Source organism: Paenibacillus sp. cl123 (assembly GCF_900101595.1).
GTDB lineage: Bacteria > Bacillota > Bacilli > Paenibacillales > NBRC-103111 > Paenibacillus_G.
In genome coordinates this window covers 223,653-244,659 of the sequence record NZ_FMYY01000007.1, presented here as the reverse complement: position 1 = coordinate 244,659, position 21,007 = coordinate 223,653, and the positions used below count along the sequence as shown (strand labels likewise).

Annotated in this window: 20 protein-coding genes, 1 pseudogene and 1 riboswitch; of the genes and pseudogenes, 15 read left to right on the top strand and 6 right to left on the bottom strand. The window is 57.5% G+C overall.

The window, feature by feature from the left end; genetic code table 11:
• Positions 1-167 precede the first annotated feature (167 nt).
• A riboswitch (TPP riboswitch) is annotated at positions 168-273 on the top strand.
• Between the two features lie 136 nt (positions 274-409).
• From BLR08_RS14725 to BLR08_RS14690, 8 genes are all read left to right on the top strand, one after another.
• Positions 410-991, top strand: coding sequence for an ECF transporter S component (locus tag BLR08_RS14725; RefSeq protein WP_072330461.1), 582 nt, complete (start codon positions 410-412; stop codon positions 989-991).
• A 253-nt stretch (positions 992-1,244) separates the two neighbouring features.
• Positions 1,245-2,777, top strand: a complete 1,533-nt coding sequence (locus BLR08_RS14720) for an ABC transporter ATP-binding protein (RefSeq protein ID WP_083537135.1) — start codon at positions 1,245-1,247, stop codon at positions 2,775-2,777.
• Between the two features lie 7 nt (positions 2,778-2,784).
• Positions 2,785-3,579: an energy-coupling factor transporter transmembrane component T family protein gene (locus BLR08_RS14715; RefSeq protein WP_072330465.1), complete on the top strand. Its 795-nt coding sequence runs from the start codon at positions 2,785-2,787 to the stop codon at positions 3,577-3,579.
• Between the two features lie 57 nt (positions 3,580-3,636).
• Positions 3,637-4,314 (top strand): thiaminase II, encoded by a 678-nt coding sequence (gene tenA / locus BLR08_RS14710; protein WP_072330467.1) that lies wholly within the window; start codon positions 3,637-3,639, stop codon positions 4,312-4,314.
• Between the two features lie 254 nt (positions 4,315-4,568).
• Positions 4,569-4,730, top strand: coding sequence for a cytochrome c oxidase subunit 2A (locus BLR08_RS14705; RefSeq protein ID WP_090586179.1), 162 nt, complete (start codon positions 4,569-4,571; stop codon positions 4,728-4,730).
• Positions 4,731-4,769: 39 nt separating this feature from the next.
• Positions 4,770-5,240, top strand: a complete 471-nt coding sequence (locus BLR08_RS14700) for a cytochrome c oxidase subunit II (protein WP_072330469.1) — start codon at positions 4,770-4,772, stop codon at positions 5,238-5,240.
• 38 nt (positions 5,241-5,278) lie between these two features.
• On the top strand, positions 5,279-6,928 hold the full coding sequence (locus BLR08_RS14695) for a b(o/a)3-type cytochrome-c oxidase subunit 1 (protein WP_072330471.1): 1,650 nt from the start codon (positions 5,279-5,281) through the stop codon (positions 6,926-6,928).
• A 156-nt stretch (positions 6,929-7,084) separates the two neighbouring features.
• Positions 7,085-7,486, top strand: a complete 402-nt coding sequence (locus tag BLR08_RS14690) for a DoxX family protein (protein ID WP_072330473.1) — start codon at positions 7,085-7,087, stop codon at positions 7,484-7,486.
• Positions 7,487-7,773: 287 nt separating this feature from the next.
• Here the strand turns inward: BLR08_RS14690 and BLR08_RS14685 are convergent, their stop codons facing one another.
• From BLR08_RS14685 to BLR08_RS14665, 5 genes are all read right to left on the bottom strand, one after another.
• Entirely contained in the window at positions 7,774-9,195 is a 1,422-nt protein-coding gene (locus BLR08_RS14685) for an MDR family MFS transporter (RefSeq protein WP_072330475.1), read from the bottom strand.
• A 419-nt stretch (positions 9,196-9,614) separates the two neighbouring features.
• Positions 9,615-10,394 carry a pirin family protein gene (locus tag BLR08_RS14680; protein ID WP_072330477.1) on the bottom strand — a complete coding sequence of 260 codons (780 nt, stop codon included), beginning with the start codon at positions 10,392-10,394 and terminating at the stop codon, positions 9,615-9,617.
• A gap of 88 nt (positions 10,395-10,482) precedes the next feature.
• Positions 10,483-10,941 carry a MarR family winged helix-turn-helix transcriptional regulator gene (locus BLR08_RS14675; protein WP_072330479.1) on the bottom strand — a complete coding sequence of 153 codons (459 nt, stop codon included), beginning with the start codon at positions 10,939-10,941 and terminating at the stop codon, positions 10,483-10,485.
• A 155-nt stretch (positions 10,942-11,096) separates the two neighbouring features.
• Positions 11,097-12,257: an MFS transporter gene (locus BLR08_RS14670; protein WP_072330481.1), complete on the bottom strand. Its 1,161-nt coding sequence runs from the start codon at positions 12,255-12,257 to the stop codon at positions 11,097-11,099.
• A gap of 85 nt (positions 12,258-12,342) precedes the next feature.
• On the bottom strand, positions 12,343-13,362 hold the full coding sequence (locus tag BLR08_RS14665; RefSeq protein WP_072330484.1) for a LacI family DNA-binding transcriptional regulator: 1,020 nt from the start codon (positions 13,360-13,362) through the stop codon (positions 12,343-12,345).
• Between the two features lie 123 nt (positions 13,363-13,485).
• Between BLR08_RS14665 and BLR08_RS14660 the strand changes: the two genes are divergently transcribed.
• From BLR08_RS14660 to BLR08_RS14630, 7 genes and pseudogenes are all read left to right on the top strand, one after another.
• The gene (locus BLR08_RS14660) at positions 13,486-13,803 is read left to right on the top strand and encodes a UxaA family hydrolase (protein WP_072330486.1); all 318 of its coding nucleotides are present in this window, start codon (positions 13,486-13,488) and stop codon (positions 13,801-13,803) included.
• Between the two features lie 156 nt (positions 13,804-13,959).
• On the top strand, positions 13,960-15,120 hold the full coding sequence (locus tag BLR08_RS14655; RefSeq protein WP_072330488.1) for a UxaA family hydrolase: 1,161 nt from the start codon (positions 13,960-13,962) through the stop codon (positions 15,118-15,120).
• 23 nt (positions 15,121-15,143) lie between these two features.
• On the top strand, positions 15,144-16,268 hold the full coding sequence (locus tag BLR08_RS14650) for a Gfo/Idh/MocA family protein (RefSeq protein WP_256257611.1): 1,125 nt from the start codon (positions 15,144-15,146) through the stop codon (positions 16,266-16,268).
• Positions 16,262-16,684, top strand: a pseudogene (gene fucU / locus BLR08_RS14645) (L-fucose mutarotase); the annotation flags it as partial. The gene BLR08_RS14650 and the pseudogene fucU, both read left to right, overlap by 7 nt.
• A gap of 107 nt (positions 16,685-16,791) precedes the next feature.
• Positions 16,792-17,622, top strand: coding sequence for an amidohydrolase family protein (locus tag BLR08_RS14640; protein ID WP_176835524.1), 831 nt, complete (start codon positions 16,792-16,794; stop codon positions 17,620-17,622).
• 85 nt (positions 17,623-17,707) lie between these two features.
• Positions 17,708-18,481 carry an SDR family NAD(P)-dependent oxidoreductase gene (locus tag BLR08_RS14635; protein WP_072330490.1) on the top strand — a complete coding sequence of 258 codons (774 nt, stop codon included), beginning with the start codon at positions 17,708-17,710 and terminating at the stop codon, positions 18,479-18,481.
• Between the two features lie 13 nt (positions 18,482-18,494).
• The gene (locus BLR08_RS14630; protein ID WP_072330492.1) at positions 18,495-19,391 is read left to right on the top strand and encodes a fumarylacetoacetate hydrolase family protein; all 897 of its coding nucleotides are present in this window, start codon (positions 18,495-18,497) and stop codon (positions 19,389-19,391) included.
• Positions 19,392-19,575: 184 nt separating this feature from the next.
• Here the strand turns inward: BLR08_RS14630 and BLR08_RS14625 are convergent, their stop codons facing one another.
• Positions 19,576-20,688 carry a PRK06851 family protein gene (locus BLR08_RS14625; protein WP_090586175.1) on the bottom strand — a complete coding sequence of 371 codons (1,113 nt, stop codon included), beginning with the start codon at positions 20,686-20,688 and terminating at the stop codon, positions 19,576-19,578.
• Between the last annotated feature and the right edge of the window lie 319 nt (positions 20,689-21,007).

Genomic DNA, 21,007 nt, shown 5'->3' with positions numbered 1-21,007 from the left:
GCGCTTTCAAGCTTATAATATCCCCGCCTCGCTTTAAAGAGAGTAAGGCTATCTTATCAAACATTCGCCGAGAACACTAGAAAGTTTTTCTAAATATTTCTTTAAGATTTCTATCGCCTCCAAGATGAAAAGGGGCGTTGACAAATATGGCATTCATGTTACGATAGGGGTGTCACTAGGGGAGCCTGACGGCTGAGATTGGATCTGCGAGATCCTAGACCCTCTGAACCTGATCTGGGTGATGCCAGCGTAGGGAAGTGGAGAGCGTAGACAAGTACGATACGTTTACTTATGCTCGCAAGCCGCTTCCTGCCATAGGAAGCGGCTTTTTTGGCATAATCCGCGACAAAGAGGAAGGCGCTGCAACGGTGCGCCCCGGGACCATATCATTTAAGGGAGTTGGAATTAGATGTCCAAAGGTTTGAAGCTGACCGATATTTTGGTCACGGTCGTGATTGCCGTCGTTTTCGGGATCATATACCGGGTATGGGGGGATGTTTACAATGTATTCAAAGTGCCGGGCATTCCGCTGGAGCAGCTGATCTACGGGATGTGGTATATGGCGGCGGCCGTTGCCTTCCTGATTATCCGCAAGCCCGGGGTAGCTCTGCTGGCCGAGGTGGCAGCCGCTCTGTTCGAAATGCTGCTCGCCTCGCACTACAGCGTATCCTCGCTGACCTACGGGATCGCGCAGGGCTTATGCGCCGAGCTTACCTTCGCCAGCTTCCGCTACCGCAATTACTCGCTGGCCGTCGCCGGACTGGCGGGCGTCGCTTCAGGTATCGGGGCGCTTGTCATGGATATTTTCGGCAATTATTTGACGGAATATTCGCCATGGCTTCTTATTCAATACGTGGTGTACCGGTTCGTCGGAGCTTTCCTGATCTGCGGCACGCTCGCTTATGCGCTGGTCAAGGCGCTTGAGAAGACAGGTGTGACGCAGCTGGTCAGGCCGGTCAGCCAGGATGATCTTGACGCGTTGGGCAGGTGAGGGACGGATGAGCAATAGGCTAGAGGAACGAGCGAAGCGGGTGGCCGTTCGGAATGAGTTGCAAAGCGACGAAGCCAGCAGCGCTCGTGGAACCGGCGGGCACGAACTGCAGGGCGACGAAGCCGGCAGCGCCGGTGGAGCCGGTGGGAATGAGTTGCAGAGCGACGGAGAGACCAACGGTCTCACGGCTGAAGCCTCGCAGACGCAAGCCGGCCGCGAAGCCGCTGCAGCCGTCTGGGTAACCGGGCTGCGGATGAAATTTCCGGGCAGCGGGGCGCTCTTGTTCGAGGATTTGTCTCTGACGATCAGGGAAGGGGAGAAGGTGCTGCTGCTGGGGCCGAGCGGCTGCGGCAAGTCGACCCTGCTGCAGACGCTGGCCGGGCTGATCCCGGAAGTCGTCGAGGTGCCCATGAAGGCGGAGAGCCGGGGCAAGCCGGCTTCCTTCGGATATTTGTTTCAAGACCCGGATGCCCAGTTCTGCATGCCTTATGTGGATGAGGAGCTGGCCTTCGTTCTTGAGAACCTGCAGGTGCCCCGGGAGGAAATGAAGAGGCGGATCGCGGAGCTGCTGCTGCGGGTCGGTCTTGACCCGGAAAACAGTCATGCGCCGATCGCTTCGCTTTCGGGCGGGATGAAGCAGAGGCTGGCGATGGCTTCTCTGCTCGCTTTGGAGCCGGACGTGTGGTTTCTCGACGAACCGTCGTCTCTCCTGGACCCGGAAGGCACCCGTGAAATCTGGGAGACCGTGAAGCGTGTGACCGCGGGCAAAACGGTCATCATCGTCGAGCACAAAATCGATGAGATCGTGGATTTCGTCGGACGCGTAGTCATGTTTGATGAGGCGGGCCGCATACAAGCCGATGGAGCGCCCGCTCTTGTGTTCCGAGAGCGGCTGGGCGACCTGCAAAGCTGCGGCATCTGGTATCCCGGCGTCTGGGAGGATTACATGGCGGGCCGGCTGCAGACCGGCCTCCCGCCAGAGGAGCGGAGGCTGCCGCAGACGGCCGGACTTCCGCCGGAAGCGGCAGGGGAGCCGCTGCTTAGCCTCCGCCGCTTCGAAGGCTGCCACGGCAAGCTGAAGATCGTGGAGGCGGGTATGGCCGCCATTTGGCCCGGAGACTGGGTGGCTGTGATCGGTCGCAACGGGGCGGGCAAAAGCACGCTGCTCTCGGCGCTGATGCAGCTGATCCCGACGCACGGCGAATACATGCTGGACGGCAGGCAGGTCAGCCGGCTCGAAGACGTTGTCTGTCAGGCTGCCTATGTGTTTCAGAATCCGGAGCTGCAGTTTATCTCCTCCAGCGTATTCGAAGAGATCGCCTTTAATTTTCGCAGGGACGGCGAGCCGGAGGAGTCGATCGAGGCCGGGGTAACCGCGCTGCTGGACGAATTCGGTCTGGCAGGGCAGCGCGGACAGCATCCGTACCAGCTCTCGCTGGGCCAGAAGCGCCGTCTGTCCGTTGCCGCCGCGACGGTCAAGGCTCAGCGGCTGCTGCTGCTCGACGAGCCGACGTTCGGACAGGATGCGGCTCATACGTTTGCGCTGCTGGAGAAGCTGGAGCAGTGGCGGCAGAACGGCATGACGATCGTGATGGTCACGCACGATATGGACATCGTCCGGCACTTTGCCACGCAGGTGTGGACCGTGGAGAACGGCGCCGTCAAGACGGAGAGAGTTCCCAGAGGCGGTCGGGCCGAGCGAACACAGGCTGACGAGGCGGCGCGCCCGACTGCCGCAGCAGCCGCTTCACCTGCCGCGTGCGGGACCATGGGGGAGAGGAGCTGACGCAAGGATGCTGGACATACTGGCGGGACGATCCACCTGGCTGCACCGGGTGAATCCGAGCTTCAAGCTGCTCGTGTCGATGGTCGCTTTTATCGTTGTTCTCTTTACGCATAACATCAACGTGCTTCTTCATATTACGTGGATGTATACGGTTCTGCTCTTCGCCGCGAGCGGGCAGCCGGCGCGCAGGCTGCTCCTGATCCTGCTGCCGTTCGGCCTTCTCTTCGTTTCATCCGCCGTGTCGATGGTGCTGTTCGGTACGGGGGAGACCGTATGGTATCAGTACGGACTGATTCGAATCTCGGAGGAGAGCTTCTTCCGAGGGCTGCACCTGGGCTTCAAAACCGTCGATGCGGCGCTCGTCGGACTGCTGTTCGCGCTGACGACGAATCCCGTGCAGCTGTTTTATTCGATGATGCAGCAGCTGCGGCTTCCGGCCAAATACGCCTACAGCTTCCTGGCCGCGATCCGGCTGATGGGGCTGTCGGTCGGCGAATACCGGACGCTGCGCGCCGCTTTCCTCGTTCGCGGTGTGAAGACCCGGCGGGGCTTGCGGGGCTTCGGCGAATCGGTAAAGCGCTATGCGATCCCGCTGCTCGCCCAGAGCATCCGCCGCGCCCAGCGGACGGCCGTCGCCATGGAAGCGAAGCGTTTCGCCTCGGGGGCGGCGAGGACGTACTATTACCGCGTCGGCTGGTCCGGCAGCGATGCGGCGCTTGCGGCCGTCATGCTGAGCCTGTGGGGATGCGCCTGGTGGCTGGCGGCGCAGGTGCCGCCGTTTGACATCACGGACGTCAGGTAAGAGCTTCTAAATTATTGAATGAATATAGTAGAAGAAAGATGAGGAGGAGAAACATTTATGCAGGCAACGACAACATTTTCCGCAGGGCTGAGGGAGGCTGTCCGGGACAGCTGGGAAGCGAGCTTCAACCATCCGTTCGTTCAGGGGATCGGGGACGGGTCGCTGCCCCTCGAATGCTTCCGTCACTATGTGCAGAACGATGCCTATTATTTGTCCCAATTCGCCCGCGTACAGGCGCTTGGCGCCGCCAAAGCTCATGACTTGCCGACGGTGAACCGGATGGCGGTCCATGCGCAAAGCACCTACGAGGCCGAGCTGTCGCTGCATGAGAAATTTTCCCGGCTGCTCGGGATCACGTCCGAGGAGAGGGAGAACTTCGAGCCTGCGCCGACCGCCTATGCGTATACCTCCCATATGCTGCGGGCTGCCTATAGCGGCTCGCTGGGCGATATTATCGCGGCTATTCTGCCCTGCTATTGGCTGTATTATGAAATCGGCGAGCGCCTGCAGCATTGCACGCCGGAGGAGCCGATCTACCGTGAATGGATTGCTGCGTATGGTGGAGACTGGTTTCGAGAGCTGGTGGAGGAACAGATCGGGCGGCTTGACGCTTTGGCCGAACAGGCCAGCGAGGCGGACAGGGCGCGGATGCGACAGTATTTTGTGCTCAGCAGCCGCTATGAGTACATGTTCTGGGAGATGGCTTATACCCGTGAGGGCTGGCCGGTTCGCTAGGGCTTGCGGCAGCCGCGACGGAAGTGAAAAAGGCGTATTTCCAATAATTATGCGGCAAGCAGTTTGCCAATTAAGGTTGTCCCGGTTTGCTCGGGGCGGCCTTTTTTTGTTTGCGGCAGCAATTTGACCCCGGATTGTGCCGTTGTTCACGACTCTTTCACAATCGCTGTGATCCATATCATAGAGTCGCTGCGCCACGTTCCCCTACAATGAGGACATCAAACAGAAGCCCTCATGAAGGGAGAGGAAAGATAATGGCTAAATTGCAAGAGATCAACCGGGACGTGAAAAAGCAGACGAAAGAAGAGCGCAGGGAGCCGGTGCTCAGCGGAACCTTCGCATCGGTCATGCTGCTCGGTCTGTTTTTGGTTCTGAGCTGGGTCGGCATATTTATTTTGTTTCTCGTAAGGGGTTAAAGACTAGAAATCGTAGGGTCCAGAGGAGCTGACACGCATATGCATATTCATCGTTTAGAAAAATATTGGCTGATCTTCGGCGTATCCATGCTGATCGTCTTCCTGTCCGTAGTAGGAGTCGGGGCATTCTCTCTCGGCATGGAGCCGCCGGGCGGCCACAGGCACACGGTCGATCCCGAGAAGCTGGCGCAGACGCCGCCGTTCGACAAGCCGGGATTGAAGCAGATCGGTGACAAGGAATACGAAGCCAATCTGATCGCCTTCGCATTCGGCTTTACGCCGGATAAGCTGGAAATTCCGCTGGGGGCCAAAGTCCATTTCAGCGTAACGAGCCAGGATGTTGTTCACGGGATGCAGGTAAACGGCACGACGATCAACATGATGGTTATTCCGGGCGAAGTCAATCATATGACGTATACCTTCGACAAGCCGGGCGAGTACCTGGTGCTCTGTAACGAATATTGCGGAGCCGCGCATGAAGTGATGATGATGAAGATTATTGTGACATAGACAGACATAACGGGGATATCGGAAAGGGTGTAACACAGATGATAAAGGAAATCAAAAGCTTCGACCGGCGCGACTCTGCGCTTGTGCTGGCCCATATCCTGTTCGCATTTTTCGCCTTGTTTATGGGCGGCGTGGCCGGCGTGCTGCAGGGGCTGGTGCGCGGGGGCATGGTTACGCTGCCGATGGGGATCGGCTACTACCAGCTGCTGACGGCGCACGGCGTGCTGATGGCGTTGATTTTTACGACGTATTTCATTATAGGATTTATCTATTCGGGGGTAGCCCGCACGCTCGGCGGACGGCTGCTGCCGATTGCGCGCCATCTCGGCTGGCTCGGCTTTGCGCTGATGACATTCGGCACGCTGCTCGCAACCGTTCTTATTTTGCTTAACAAAGCGACGGTCCTATACACGTTCTACGCGCCGCTCAAAGCGGACCCGTGGTTTTACGTAGCGCTCGTATTCGTAGTAGTAGGCAGCTGGATGAGCGGCATCGGAGTATTCCTTAACTACCGCTACTGGAAACGGACGAATCCGGGCCAAACGACTCCGTTGTTCACATTTATGGCGGTCGTGACGATGCTGATGTGGATTATCGCTACATTGGGCGTAGCTATCGAGGTGCTGTTCCAGCTGATTCCATGGTCGTTCGGCTGGGTCGAGACGATTAACATTACGCTCTCCCGTACGCTGTTCTGGTACTTCGGCCATCCGCTCGTGTACTTCTGGCTGCTGCCGGCTTACATGTGCTGGTATGTCGTCATTCCGAAGGTGATCGGCGGCAAAATGTTCAGCGACGCGCTCGCACGGCTCTCCTTCATTATGTTCCTGCTGTTCTCGATTCCGGTCGGCTTCCACCATCAGCTGATGGAGCCGGGCATCTCGAATGTATGGAAATTCGTTCAGGTCGTGCTGACCTTCATGGTCGTTATTCCGTCGCTGATGACGGCGTTCTCGCTTTTCGCCACGTTCGAAATGCATGGCCGCTCCGTCGGCGCCAAAGGGCTGTTCGGCTGGTTCAAGAAGCTGCCGTGGAGGGATGTCCGCTTCTTCGCTCCGTTCATGGGGATGCTCGTATTTATCCCGGCGGGAGCGGGAGGGCTGATCAATGCGAGCCATGAGCTGAATGCGATCGTGCATAACACGCTGTGGGTAACCGGCCACTTCCACCTGACGGTAGCAACGAGCGTAGCTTTGACCTTCTTCGGCATCACGTACTGGCTCATTCCATCCATGCTCGGCCGCTCGATGACGCCGCTGATGAACCGGCTGGGCATTATCCAAACGATCCTATGGCTCATCGGCATGTTCTTCATGTCCGGCTCGATGCATACGGTCGGCTTGCTTGGCTCCCCGCGGCGAACGGCGTTCACGACGTATCAGGATCATCCGGATACGGTGCTCTGGATGCCGTACCATGTAGCGATGGCGATCGGCGGCGTCATTCTGTTCTTCGCCGTCGTCCTGATGATCGTCAACATCTGCATGCTGATGAGCGCTCCGAAGGGCGAGACGGAATACCCGATCGCCGAAGTCAGCGAGCAAGCGGAGAAGGCTCCCGCCATCTTCGAACGCTGGGGCGTTTGGGTCGGGGTGCTGGTCGTGCTCATTCTGGTGGCTTACACGATACCGGTGATGGATATTATAAATGATGCGGGTATCGGATCGAAAGGATTTAGAACCTGGTAGATGCTAAGTCGTTCCCATTATCGCCTTTTCCTGCAACTGCAGGGGAGGGCGGTACCGGGGACGGCTCTTTATGTAAATTAAGCAATCGATAAGAAATCCGACCCGAACAGCTGTGCTACAATGAGCTCAAATCTGTTACAGGTGAGAGGATTTCTTATGAGAACAACGAAAATTTCGAAAGGCCGGCTGTGGACGGCTCGCGTGCTGAGCGGACTGGTGGTCGCGTTTATGCTGTTTGACGGCATCTTTAAGCTGTTTCCGCCTCCGGAAGTGTTAGAGGGGACGGTTTCACTCGGCTTCGCGAAGCATCACATTCCTTTGATGGGGATACTTGCTCTGCTGTCAACTCTGCTGTATGTGATCCCGCGCACCGCTGTTCTGGGAGCGCTGCTGTTGACTGCGTATTTCGGGGGTGTGGTCGCCTCCCAGATTCGGATTGATGCGCCGCTGTTCACACATGTGCTGTTTGCGGTTTATTTGGCGGTTATGGCCTGGGCCGGACTGTGGCTGCGCGACGAGCGGGTGCGCGAGCTGCTTCCTCTGCGCAGCAGGGAGTAGGCAGCTGGGTCGTTGCATAGGCAGCGCTTCTTGGGGAAGCAGCCAAGAAAAGAAGTAATAGACGAACTTCAACTTGGAGTTCGGGAGTGCCCTGTGTGTACGCCGTTCACAGCCGCATTAACGGATGACTCTAGAGCCATAAAAAAACAGCGGCATTTTTAGACGATTCGTCCGCCGCTGTTTTATTTATTGGGTTGGTCAAACCTATTTTACGAAGGGGCGGTCTTACGGACATCAATCCGTTCTGCGGAAGCATACGCATGGCTGGTTATGTTATCAGTGTATGTTCAAGCCCCTTGCTTCACTTTACCAGCTTTCGGAACTAATCTCGCATTTCCCATCAAGAAGCAGGCAATCAGAGCGACAATGACAAAGCCGAGACTTACCAGGAAGATATGATTCAAAGTGTGGCTCAGCGCCATTCCAGAATCTGCTTCGCTACTACCTGCGACCATCCCCTGCGTTAGCAAGCTGCCGAGCACACTGACTCCGATCGTTCCTCCGATAGACCGGAAAAACTGCGAGGAAGAGGTAGCGACACCCCGTATTCCAGGCTCCACTGCACTTTGTGCAGCAGTGCCGACTACCGGATACAGTGCACCCATGCCCAGACCCGTAATAATCATATAAAAGACCAGTTGCAGCGCAGTAGTATCAACCGTCATTCTGCCGAGCAGCCCCAATCCCATTGCCATGAGAGCCATGCTGGGGACAAGGATGGCCCGGTACGAGACCTTGCTCATCAACCTTCCGCCTATTGTCGTTGTAACGACTACGGACAGCATGAGCGGTATCAGGATGTAACCGGCATAGGTAGGGCTCACTCCCATCACGTCCTGGGCAAAAAGAGGAATGAACGCAATCGCGCCAAACATTCCGGCGCTCATGAAAAATCCGGCCATGTTTCCGAAAGCAATGACGCGGATCTTAAAGAGATGAAGCGGTAGCATCGGTTCTTTCGCCTTCGTTTCGATCCCTATAAACAAGGCAATAAAGAGAGCGCTTAGACTGAACAAAACGATACGGGTTGGTGGGTCCCCGCTTAGAACCGGCGCCAGTAAAAGAGAAACGATAGAGATACTGAACGTGGCAATACCGGCCCAATCGATGGATCGTCTCGCGTAGCGCTTGCTTTCCTTCCAAGCAGCGGCCATGAGGCAGATTGCCGGAATGCCAATCGGGAGATTGATGAAAAAAATCCACCCCCAACCTAAGTATTCGGAGATTATTCCGCCGAGTGCCGGCCCGAGTATGCTGGAAATAGAGAATACGGCGCTAAACAAGCTCATGAACTTGCCTCTTGATTCCGGTGGGTACAGATCCCCGACTATCGTAAAGGCAACCGGCAGCAATGCCCCGGCTCCCAATCCTTGAATCCCTCTGAAGAAAATCAATTGCATCATGCTTCCAGCGAATCCGCATAGAACGGACCCGAGCAGGAAAAGGGATAAGCCGGTTAAGTAGACGTTCCTGCGTCCGAATAAATCCGCCAGTTTCCCGTAAATCGGGATAGTCGTCGTCGAAGCTAACATATAGATGGTGAACACCCAGCTGTATAGGGACAATCCATCCAATTGTTTGATGACGGTTGGCATAGCTGTGGATACGATAGTCTGGTCTATAGAAGCCAGGACCAATCCCATTAATAGACTGATGGTGACCAGTTTTACTTTTGGTTGCTGGTTTGGATTATTAAGTTCACTTGACATGTAGTCGAACGTTTCCTTTCCATGGATTGCTGACCCGCGCGGAAACAGTACCAACAATATACCGGGAATCCGAAAAAAAGAATAGACTTATTCTTTCCGATGATTTATTCTATAGCTAGAGAGCGCCCCAAGAGAAGGCGCTCTTTTCTATTAGGGGCACATGTATGATCTTGGAAGGCGCCCAAATCCTGCCAAAGCCAGCCTTTTAACAAAAGACGCGAGGAAGATGCCGATTCCCGTAATCATCGCGTAGAATCCAAGGGCTGTACCAGTTGCATGACGAGGGATGAAATAAACAACAGCCTGCGGAGACCGCAGGCTGTTTGGGCTTGATTTGCAGGGCGGATTTCCCGTGCGTGCGACTTGCGGCTGAGACGGCAGAGAAAGCCGCCAGCCGCCGGCGACTCTTGGTCCGCTGATCAGCGCTTCGGATACAGCGGGTACGATACCGTTGTCGGCACATCGATGCCGATCAGGCGCAAGGGCGCGTCTTCCGATGCCCGCAGCGTTATCTCGGCATCATCATCGGCGCGCATGACGAGAAAGTCACGGTGCTTGAACGGTGTGGCTGCTCGTTCAGCGCTGCCGCCGATCTCCCCGCTGCCGCCGCCGCGAATAGCCAGTACAGCCAGCGTGCGTCCTTGCTCGACCGTATAAGTGAAAGCGCCTTGAGGATCAAACTCGAGATCCCAAAGCCGTGCTTCGGCGACCAGCTCGATCGGGGAGCCGGGACCGAGAATTGTTTTGAGGCGGTATCCGTCGCCCGCGGCAATCGGAAAATCCTCATGCTCGAATTGGTTGTAGGTCGGCTTGCGCTGCAGCGCCGCTTGGAACTCCGGCTCGAACCAGATCTGGAACGCCTCCATATCAGGACCGATGAAGCGTTCCGTATGGGAGACGCCGGACCCGGTCTGCATCACCTGCGCGCCGCCGGCTCCGACGATGCTGCGCGTGCCGAGCGTATCGCCGTGCGAAGCTTGTCCTTGCACGACGTAGGTCATGATCTCGAACGCCTTGTGCGGATGGAGGCCGATATGACCCTCCTGAGGCGCGAATGCCCATGCCCAGTAGAATAGAGGGCCGATTCGTTTGACAACCGAGCCTTCGCCCGAGAAGCCGATCGGCTTCTGCTCCACAATTGTGCCTCCGTCAAAGCTGCCTGTGGCCTGCATGGCAGGCGTATAGACCATCATTTGCATATGAATCTCTCCTTGAAATTTAGTTGAAATGTAAAGAAAGTGAGTTTTCCTTAATATTAAGATAATAGACGGGAGAACACCCGGCACGCTAGCTGCCGCTCTCCTTAAACGTTGCTTTCGCATACAGCCCCAGCTTCTTGAGAAGATCGATCGCTTGACGTTTCTCATCGTCGCTTAAGCCGGATACAGCCTGGTCGATGACCTCCCGATGCCCGGGAAAAACGCTGTCGAGCAGCGCGACCCCGCTGTCGGTAATCTCCGCAAAGCTCACTCGGCGGTCCTCAGGACAAGGCTTGCGAATGACGAGTCCCTTGCCGACCAATTTGTCGACGACGTAGGTGATGTTGCCGCTCGTCATCAATACTTTCTCACCAATCTGCTGCAGGGGTTGCGAGCCCTTGTGGTACAGCAGCTCCAGCACGCCGTATTCTGTCGGATTCAAGCCGTGACGGCGGATGTCCCGATGCGCATGGGCGGTTACCCATTCGCAAGCACGGGATAACACGATGAACAAATGCAGGGAATCATCTCGTTGCTGCTCGGACATGCGGTTCAGCTCCTTTTCAGTGCGATGCTTGGTTCGCAACTGTTATCTTAATATTAAGATAAATCACCGGAAAGCAAATGTCAACTGTTTTGGACTCCAGGCGGCCCTCCTGCGCTATCCGACCTGCTGTAAGCGCAGGTCGGATAGCGCGCCTGTCAACTGGCGCGAGGGCTGTCGGCCTGCGCTTCTCCGGTTTTCTCGCGCATGATCACAAACACTGTAAACACGCAGCAGGCAAGGGCGATCCAGCCGCAGAAGGCAAACACGGCGCGCATGCCGAACGCTTCGCTCGCGAACCCGCCGAAGAAGCTGCCGATAATGCGGGCTACCCCGAGACTTAGCAGACCGTACAACGTTTGCCCGCTTGCCTTCAGCGACTTGGGCACCTCCTGGTTAATATATATCGCCATCGTAACGGTCAGCACGATGAACATAAGCCCGTGCAGAAGCTGGGCGGGAAGCAGCCAGCCCGCGCTGTCCGTCACCGAATAGGCGAACCAGCGGACGGCTGTGGCCAATCCGGAGACGAGAAGCACCCAGGAGATGCGGATTTTTTTGAAAATTTTGCCCGCCAGCAGCAGGAACGGAATTTCGCTCAATGAGGAGATGAGCATCGACCAGCCAAGCAAGGCGTTATCCCCGCCCAAATCCCGGAAATATACGGGGAAGAAGGAATAATAATAGCCTAGCGTTATTTGCAGGACGAGATTGATGCCCATGTACGTCATCAGCTTCCGATGCTTCAGCAGCACCCAGATTCGCTCCGGATTGCCGGCAGTCCGGTAGCCGGCGACCCGGGGCAGCCGGGTCAGAAGCCCCAGCGAGGCAAGCATTACGAGCGCATAGACGGGAAAAAGCAGCCCGATATGCGTCTTGGCCAGCCAGCCGAAGGCGACGGACATGAGGGCGAAGCCGAATGTGCCTCCAAGCCGGATCGTACCGAACGTCCAGCGGGGATGCTTCTCCAGCTCCTCCAGCGTGACGGCGTCGCTGATCGCAAAGGTCGAGGTCTGGAAAAATGTAAACAGGCAGACCATCAGCAGCAAATAGATAAAGGCTTCCGACAACGGGAACAGCATAATGGCGGTTCCGCTGCCCAGCAGCAGCACGGCAAGCACTGTATTTTTGCTGCGCGCCCGGTCTCCGACCGCTCCCCAGACGGGCTGGGCCAGCACGGCGACGAGCGGTCCCAGACTAAGCAGCGTACCGATCTGCGAAGGCGTCAGGCCGATCGACTGGAAGTACACGGGCATGTAGGTGCCGTACACGGCATTGCCCATATAGATAACGGCGTAGAACAGCAGAAAATAGATCACAGGTCAGGACCAGCTTTCTTCATAAGAAGTAACAGACACAGCCTATTATCCCACCCGGCGGACGAGTTGACAACGCTAAAAACGGTCATTTTCCTTCACGGGGACGCGCCGCCGCCGAGGACCGGACAATCAGCTCCGATGGCAGGATGATCGTGCGCGGCTCTTCCTGGGCCCGGCCCTCGATCCGGTCGATCAGCCACTGCATGCCGAGCGAGCCGAACTGGTACGCCGGTTGGGCCGCTACGGTCAAGAAAGGATGCAGCGCCGAAGCGAGGCCCAGATCGTCGAAGCAGACAACGGACATGTCGTCCGGCACCCTCAGCCCTTGAGCGCGCAACCCTTGAATGGCCCCGATGGCAAGAAAATTGTTGGCGGCAAATACGGCGGTCGGAGGGTCCGGAAGGTGGAGCAGACGGTCCAGCGCCGCTTCGTCTTGAATATCCCGGTAGTTCGCATGAAGCACAAGCGCTTCATCGTAGGCGATGTCATTGAGCTTCAGCGCTTCCTTGTAGCCGGTATGCCGCTGGCGAGCCGTCGAGACATCCTCCGAGCCGTTGATCAGCGCGATGCGGCGATGGCCCAGCGCGAGCAGATGCTCGACGAGCCGCCGCGCCCCTTCCTTGCTGTCCCCGAGCACCGTATCCGCCTGGATGCCGGGAACCTCGCGGTCGAGCAGGACGAGCGGAATGCGGTGCTTTTGCAGCTGCTGCAGATGGACGGCTGAGCCGTCTCCCGCCGGAGCGAACAGCACGCCGTCTACCCGGGTGGAGAGAATCATATCCACATAGTCCTTTTCCTTCGCATAGTTCTCGTCGCTGTTGCCGAACAGCAGCTTATAGCCGAGCCGCTTGGCCGTATCCTCGGCTCCGCGCGCAAGTGTCGTATAGAACGGATTCGTAATATCCGTAATCAGCAGGGAGATAATATGCGTTTTCTGCAGCACCAGGCTGCGGGCGTTGGAATTGGGCACATAGTTCAGCTCCTCCATCACCTGCTTGACGCGCTGCCGGGTCAGCTCGCTGATTTTGCCATTGTTATTGATAACTCTGGAAACGGTCATCGCGGATACATTGGCTTTCTTGGCGATATCGTAGATCGTAATCAACAATGACGCTCCTTTCCGTTAGTTGCTACGATTCATTGTAGGGAAAAAAGAGATTGACAGCAAGTCATTTCATTGCTATTTTGGAGTTATCGATAACATTACCTTAACATGGAGGCTTATCTTATGGCACATTCGATTGAACCCGGCGCTGACGCGCTCGTGATGGATGAAGCGGATCATGTGGCGACAGCTCTCAAGGATCTGGCCGCGGGCGAGGAGATCCGTTACCGGATCGGCAGCCGTGTGGAGCAGGTAGTGTTGCTGGACGCCGTGCCGTTCGGACACAAAATTTCTATCGTCGCGATGGATGCGGGCTTTGACGTCAGGAAATACGGCGAGGTGATCGGCCGAACGGTCTGTCCGATTGAAGCGGGCAGACATGTGCATGTTCATAATATCGAAGGCATTCGCGGGCGCGGCGATCAGGCGGCTGCCAAGTAACGTGCCTAGGAATGGAAACAGACGTGACCGGCAAGCGGCGGATATCGCGCAAAAATGTCACGCAACCTGAAAGATCAGCTGACTAACGGCCGCCAAGTAAGCGGTTACCGTGACAGCCAAGCATACCCAACTATATGCAGGGAGGCAACTTACAAGATGACAACCATTATGGGATACGAACGGGCAAACGGAGACATCGGCATCCGCAATCATCTGCTGATCATACCGACCGTTATTTGCTCCAACCAGGTCTGTTCGCGGATTATGCAGAACGTGCCGGGAGCGGTAGCCATTCCGCATCAGCATGGCTGCAGTCAGATCGGCGCGGACAAGGACAGAACCTTCGACGTGCTGGCCGGTACGGGGAAAAATCCGAACGTAGGCGCAGTGCTGATCATCAGCCTGGGCTGTGAAGTGGTCGATCCGGAGGCATTGGCTGAAGCGATCAAGGTTACCGGTAAACCGGTCGAATTTTTCGATATTCAAAGCGTTGGCGGCTCCGTAAAGGCGATCCAGCACGGCACGGAGCTGGCGCGCCGGATGCTGGTCGAGCTGGAGAAGCAGCCGAAGGTGCCGGTTCCGCTGTCCAAGCTGAAGGTTGGCGTGAAATGCGGCGGCTCGGATGCAACCTCGGGCCTTGCGTCCAACCCGGCGCTTGGTGCGGCGGCAGACTCGCTGATCGCGGAGGGCGGCACGATCGTGATCGGAGAGACGACCGAGATCATCGGCGCAGAGCATGTGCTGGCGGAGAGATGCGCGACGCCGGAGACGAAGGACCAGCTCTATCATATCGTCGACCGGTTCGAGAAGGAAGTCGAGCGGATGGGCGCAGATATGCGCGGCGGCAATCCGAGCCCCGGCAATATCGCGGGCGGGCTGTCCACGATCGAAGAGAAATCGCTGGGCTGCATCAGCAAATGCGGCACCGCGCCGATTCGCGGAGTCGTCGAATATGCGGAGCATTTGCCGGAGGGCGGCTTGTATTTCATGGATTCCCCGGGAAATGACATTGAATGCGTATCGGGTATGGCGGCGGGCGGCGCCCATATCGTCTGCTTCACGACGGGACGGGGCACGCCGACGGGAGCGGCTGTCATTCCGGTCATCAAGATTACGGGCAACAAGCGGACCTTCGACAAGATGGAAGACAATATGGACGTTGATGTCAGCGAGATGCTGGACGGCACGCTTGGTCTTGGGCAAGCGGGCGACCGCATCTGGCAGGAGATTCGTGAAGTGGCGGAGGGCAAGCTGACCAAGGCGGAAATTTTAGGCCATCAGGAATTCAGCATCAACCGCATCGGGCCGAGCCTGTAACAAGAACGGAAGGAGGAAGCTGCGTGACAGGAATACCAGGGAATACGGAGTGGCTGGACCTCGACTATAAGCCGAAGGTGCCGCAGGACCGCTCCAAGGGGATTGCCATCGTGGGTGCGGGTGAGATCGTAGGCGCCTGCCATCTGCCGGCTTACCGGATGGGCGAGCTGAATGTGGTCGGTCTCTATGACGTTGATGCTGCCAAGGCGCAGGCGCTCGCGGACAAATTCGGCATCAAGCGCGTATACGGCTCGCTGGATGAACTGCTGGCCGACCCGCAGGTAGTCGTGGTCGATCTGGCCGTGCCGGCCAAGGCGCAGCCGGGGCTCGCGGCCCCGGTCGCGGAGGCGGGCAAGCATATGCTCTGCCAGAAGCCGCTGGCCGAGTCATACGCGGAAGCGGTGTCGATCGCGGAAGCCTGCTCCCGGGCGGGCGTGAAGGGCGCGGTCAACCAGCAGATGCGCTGGTCGCCGGGCATCCGGGCCACGCACACGATCATCCAGCGGGGCTGGCTGGGGGAGCTGCTGCAGGCGTCGATCGCCGTGAACGTAAAGCAGGATTTCGCCAACTGGGCCTGGCTGAGGCAGATGCCGACACTGGAATTTATGTATCACAGCATTCATTATATTGATGCGATCCGGTTTCTGTTCGGAAAGCCGGAATATATTTACGCCGACGGCGCACGGTTTCCGGGCCAGCAGTGCATCGGCGAGACCCGTACGCTGCTGCATATGAAATTTCCCGGCGAAGCGCGGGGGCTGATTCACGACAACCACAACCATATCGCGGGCGAGGATGACTGGTATGCCACATACCGCTTCGAAGGAACGGAAGGGATCGTGAAGGGGACGAACGGCTCGCTGTACAACTATCCCGTAGGACGCGAGGATACGCTTAGCTTCCACACGAAGCGGCTGCATCCGGACTACTGGTTCACGCCTTCGCTGCACGGCAAATGGTTTCCGCACGCCTTCCTGGGCACGATGGGCGAGCTGCTGAGGGCGATCGAGGAAGACCGTGAGCCGGAGAACAGCGTGCAGGATAATCTGAAGACGATGCAGATCGTATTCGGCGCTTACCGCTCCATGGAGGAGAACCGGCCTGTCAGGCTGGATGAGATCGCGCAAGAGGAGGGGGCCGCATGCTGAAGGGCATCTCTCCCTTATTGTCACCGGAGCTGCTCGCTATATTGATGGAAATGGGCCATGGCGACGAACTGGTGCTGGCTGACGGCAACTTCCCAGCGGCGTCCTGCGCCCGGCGTCTGGTGCGCGCTGACGGGCACGGTATACCGGAGCTGCTGGAGGCGGTGCTGCAGCTGTACCCGCTCGACCAGTACGTCGAAGCGCCGGTCAGCCTGATGCAGGTTGTGCCGGACGATCCGGTCGTCCCGGTCATCTGGGAGGAGTACCGCGAGATTGTCGACCGGCACGAAGGACGCGCGGTGCAGCAGACTTTTCTGGAACGGTTCGACTTCTATGAACGCGCGAAGAAGGCTTATGCGATCGTCGCTACCGGGGAACGGGCGCAATATGCGAATATTGTGCTGAGCAAGGGTGTGATCGTGGAAGCCTTGTCCGGTGAAGCCGGCAGAAAGACCAAGGCAATCCCGGCGGGGGAATTATCTCCCGTACAGAACGGGTCCATCGAACAGACGGGAGCGTGATCGTGATGCGAATCGATGCGCATCAGCATTATTGGCAGGTGGCGCGCGGCGACTACGGCTGGCTGACGCCCGAGCAGGGTGTGCTGTACCGCGATTACGGTCCGGACGATCTGCGGCCCGAGCTGCTCCGTCAGCAGATCAAGCGCACGATCGTTGTACAGGCGGCCCCGACGGTGGAGGAGACGCGGTATTTGCTCGAGCTGTGCGAGCGGGAGGAGACTTTGGCCGGCGTCGTCGGCTGGGTCGACCTGGAAGCCGACGGCGTGGAACAGGTGCTGGATGAGCTGGCGCAATCTCCGTATTTTAAAGGCGTCCGCCCTATGCTGCAGGATATGGAGGACGATGCCTATATAACGCGGGACCGGGTGGTCCGCTCACTGGAGCTGCTCGCCGAGCGCGGTCTGGCGCTGGATATTCTCATCCGCTCGCGCCATCTGCCTTATGTCCTGCAGATGCTGGAACGGGTGCCGGGACTGCGCGCCGTTATCGACCATATCGCCAAGCCGGATATCGCCGGAGGCGAACGGGAGCCGTGGCTTAGCGGGCTGGAAGCGGCCGCGTCGCATCTGAACGTGTACTGCAAGCTGTCCGGCATGGTCACCGAGGCCGACTTGGCGAACTGGACAGAGAGCGATATTCGCCCCTATGTGACAGAAGTATGCCGGATGTTCGGGCCGGACCGGCTGATGTTCGGCAGCGACTGGCCGGTGTGCTTGCTCGCGGCCAGTTATGAGGATGTTGTTCGGTTGATTGAGCGTACCTTGCCGGAGAGCTGGACATCGGCGGACAGGACGGCGGTATTTGGCGGCAATGCGGCGAGGTTTTACCGGATTTGACAGAATGGACTTCTAGAACGCCGGATTGCCGGACGTGAAAGGAAATGGAAGAGACGTCAATCGGACGAAAAGGAGATCGGATACAATGAGACTTGCTGGAAAAATCGCGCTGATCACCGGCGCAGGCTCGGGCATCGGCCGCAGCTCGGCGCTGCGCTTCGCTCAGGAGGGCGCATCTATCGTCATCGCGGACCTCGATGAAGCGAAGGGGCAGGAGACGGCGGAGGAGATTCGCCAAGCGGGCGGATCGGCTATTTTTATACAGGCGAATGTGACCGATCCCGAGTCCGTGCAGGCACTGGTAGCGGGCGCGATCGCCGAATACGGGCGCATCGACGTGCTGTTCAACAATGCCGGCATCAGCGGCGTTGGCGCGCTGCATGAGGTGGAGCCGGAAGTATGGGACCGGGTCATTAACGTCAACATTCGCGGGACCTTCCTGCCCAGCAAATACGTGCTGCCCCATATGATGGAGCAGGGCAGCGGCTCGATCATCAACATGTCGTCCTGCATCGCCGAGATCGGACTGGCTCAGCGGGCCTCCTACGCAGCGACCAAGGGCGCGGTGCTTGCGCTGACCAAGTCGATGCAGGTGGATTACGCCCCGTACGGCATTCGCGTCAATGCGCTGCTGCCGGGGACGATCTTGACGCCGTTCGTCGAGAACTACCTGAAGCAGTCGTATGCCGATCCGGAGGAAGGATTGGCCGGCATCAAACGCCGTCAGCTCAGCGGGGACCTGGGCCGGCCGGAGGATGTGGCGCAGGCCGCCGTATTCCTCGCTTCGGACGAATCGAAGTTTATGATGGGCTCGCCGCTGTATATTGACGGCGGAGTCGTGTTCGGCAAAAACGCTTAGGAGGGACTTTATCGTGAAATTGGTTACATTCGAACAGGCAGGCGCCTACAAGCTGGGCGTCAAGACGGATAAAGGGATTCTGGACGTGGCTGCAGCTCAGGCCGCATCCGGTAGGCAGGGCGTGCCCACCGACGTGCATGAGGTCATCGAAGGCGGCGCAGCTGCTATCGCGGCGCTGCAAGAGCTCGTGGACCGCGCTTCGGAGAACGGCGGCGAGGGCTGGCTGGATGAGTCCAAGCTGCAGCTCGGGCCGTGCGTCACCCGTCCGAACAAAATCATCTGCGTCGGACTGAACTACCGCAAGCATGCGGAGGAGACAAACGCTCCGATCCCGCAATATCCGATTCTGTTCAATAAATTCAACAACACGCTGGCTGCCCAAGGCGACGATATCCCGCTGCCGAAGGTATCCTCCGAGGTGGATTACGAGGCCGAGCTGGTCATCGTCATCGGCAAGACGGCGAAATACGTCTCCAAGGAAGACGCACTCAGCCATGTATTCGGCTACTGCTGCGTCAACGACCTGTCCGCCCGCGATCTGCAATTGCGGACGCATCAATGGCTGCTCGGCAAATCCTGCGACAAGTTCTCGCCGCTCGGCCCGTACCTGGTCAGCGCCGATGAAGTCGGCAACCCGAACGAGCTGGCGATCAAGGCGACCGTCAACGGCGAGGTGCGCCAGAACTCCAACACGTCGGACATGATCTTCCACTGTGACGAGATCGTCAGCTACATCTCGCATCACATGACGCTTGTGCCTGGCGATATTATCCTGACAGGCACGCCGGAAGGCGTCGTGCTCGGCCTGCCGCCGGAGCAGCGCGTCTACCTGAAGGACGGCGACATCGTGACGATCGAGATCGAGAAGCTCGGCTCGCTGACGAACCGGATGGTTGCGGAGACGGTGTAAGCAAGCTGTTAGGGCGATCATGGACGGGACGGCCCACTGGTATCGGTCAGCCCGTTTCGTAAAGCCCGAAGCCTGTACGTATGTACTGTTGACTAGCGAGTAGTAAGCATAATGGAAAAGCTTCAACACCAAAAGCATCCCCCTTCATTAACCATGGGGGATGCTTTTTTATTCCTTCCTATCCTCAACTCCGAGCAGCGGCCAGACCAACAATATCCTGCAAAATATCATTCTTGATCCGCTCAACCACGCTGAAATCTGTTGCTTCCGCATGAATTTGCTTCAGCTCATCCTGGAGGGATTTAGCTTGCGACAGAAATTGTATGGATTGCTTCATCTGAGAAGCGTACTGCTCTTTCAACACACGAATGTTATCAGCGTACGCTTCGTCAGTGCCCGGCTTGATGCACCTTGCGTACGTATCCACAATTTCATCGGTGGCATGCTCGGGGTCATATTCATGCGGAGCCGTACTGTCGAATATGGCAAATCCCAGCTCGCGCACGATGATCATATCCAGACTGTTCGGATCGAAGCCGCAGTGGTAAATCTCCACATCGAAGCCGTGATCCGTCCCGTATGCCGCCAATTTCTTCAGCATGGTCGATTTGCCGGAGCCGGGCCGGCCTTTAATGAAATATCGCTTGAGACCCTCCGTCAGGTTGGGGACAAAATCCACAGCGCCATTTGGGGTAGCAGCTCCGAGGAACCGGTGATCCACCCGGCTTTGTTTCTCCAGCCTGCGATCGCCATAGAGCAGCCGACTATAAGTTTCTGTGAGCTCGTCAGCCGCCCCATAATTCATATTGGCTATATAGAAGGCCTCCCAGTCATCATGAATGCGAAGCGCCTCCGCGAAGCTGGAGTAGGCGTGTTCATACGCTTGAGAAATGTCGTTGTGCAAGCTCAGATTGTCCGAGCTTCTGCCGCTCAGTTGAGCCGCATCCTTGGCCGCGTCCATCCGGACGTATTGCAGGACAGTCTCCGGCAGCTTGAGCTCTATGATATGAGGGACGGTTCCATCGACATCGACAATCCCGATCTTAAGAGCAGGGATGACCAATCCTTCGACGGCGTCATTATCCGAAGCGCAATGAATCAGCCAAATGTCATAGCCCTGCTGCGTCATATGAGCTCCGATGTCTCGAAGCAGGCCGGACTTTCCTGTACCCGGTCCTCCTTGCAGCGCATAAACACGCTCCAGTCCTTGCATGGACGAGTCGAACAGGCTGGTGAATCCACGAGCGGTATTGCCGCCTGCGTAAAAGTTGGTGATGCCTCCAGTCACAACGGTCACACCTTTCTAGACTAATGTCAGGGTCCCTGCTTCATCCTATTATGCGCCTAGAGAAAAGGTGCGGCTGAATTTGAGGTTAATCTGAGGGACATCTCGCCTAAAAGCTTGCTTTCCGTCGTAACCGAATTGTCTTGAGCAGCAGCTGTCCGGGGGCGAAGCGGCGAACGGTCCTTCCTGGTTCCTGGATTCTGGTTGGAGCTCATAGCCCCGGAAGTGCTTCCGAGAGGGCATCCCTCAGCCGGCAGCATTGCCGACCGCACCCGGGACGTGTAAGATGAGGTTTAGGAGGCACGGATGGCTGCAAGCTGATTAATAACCG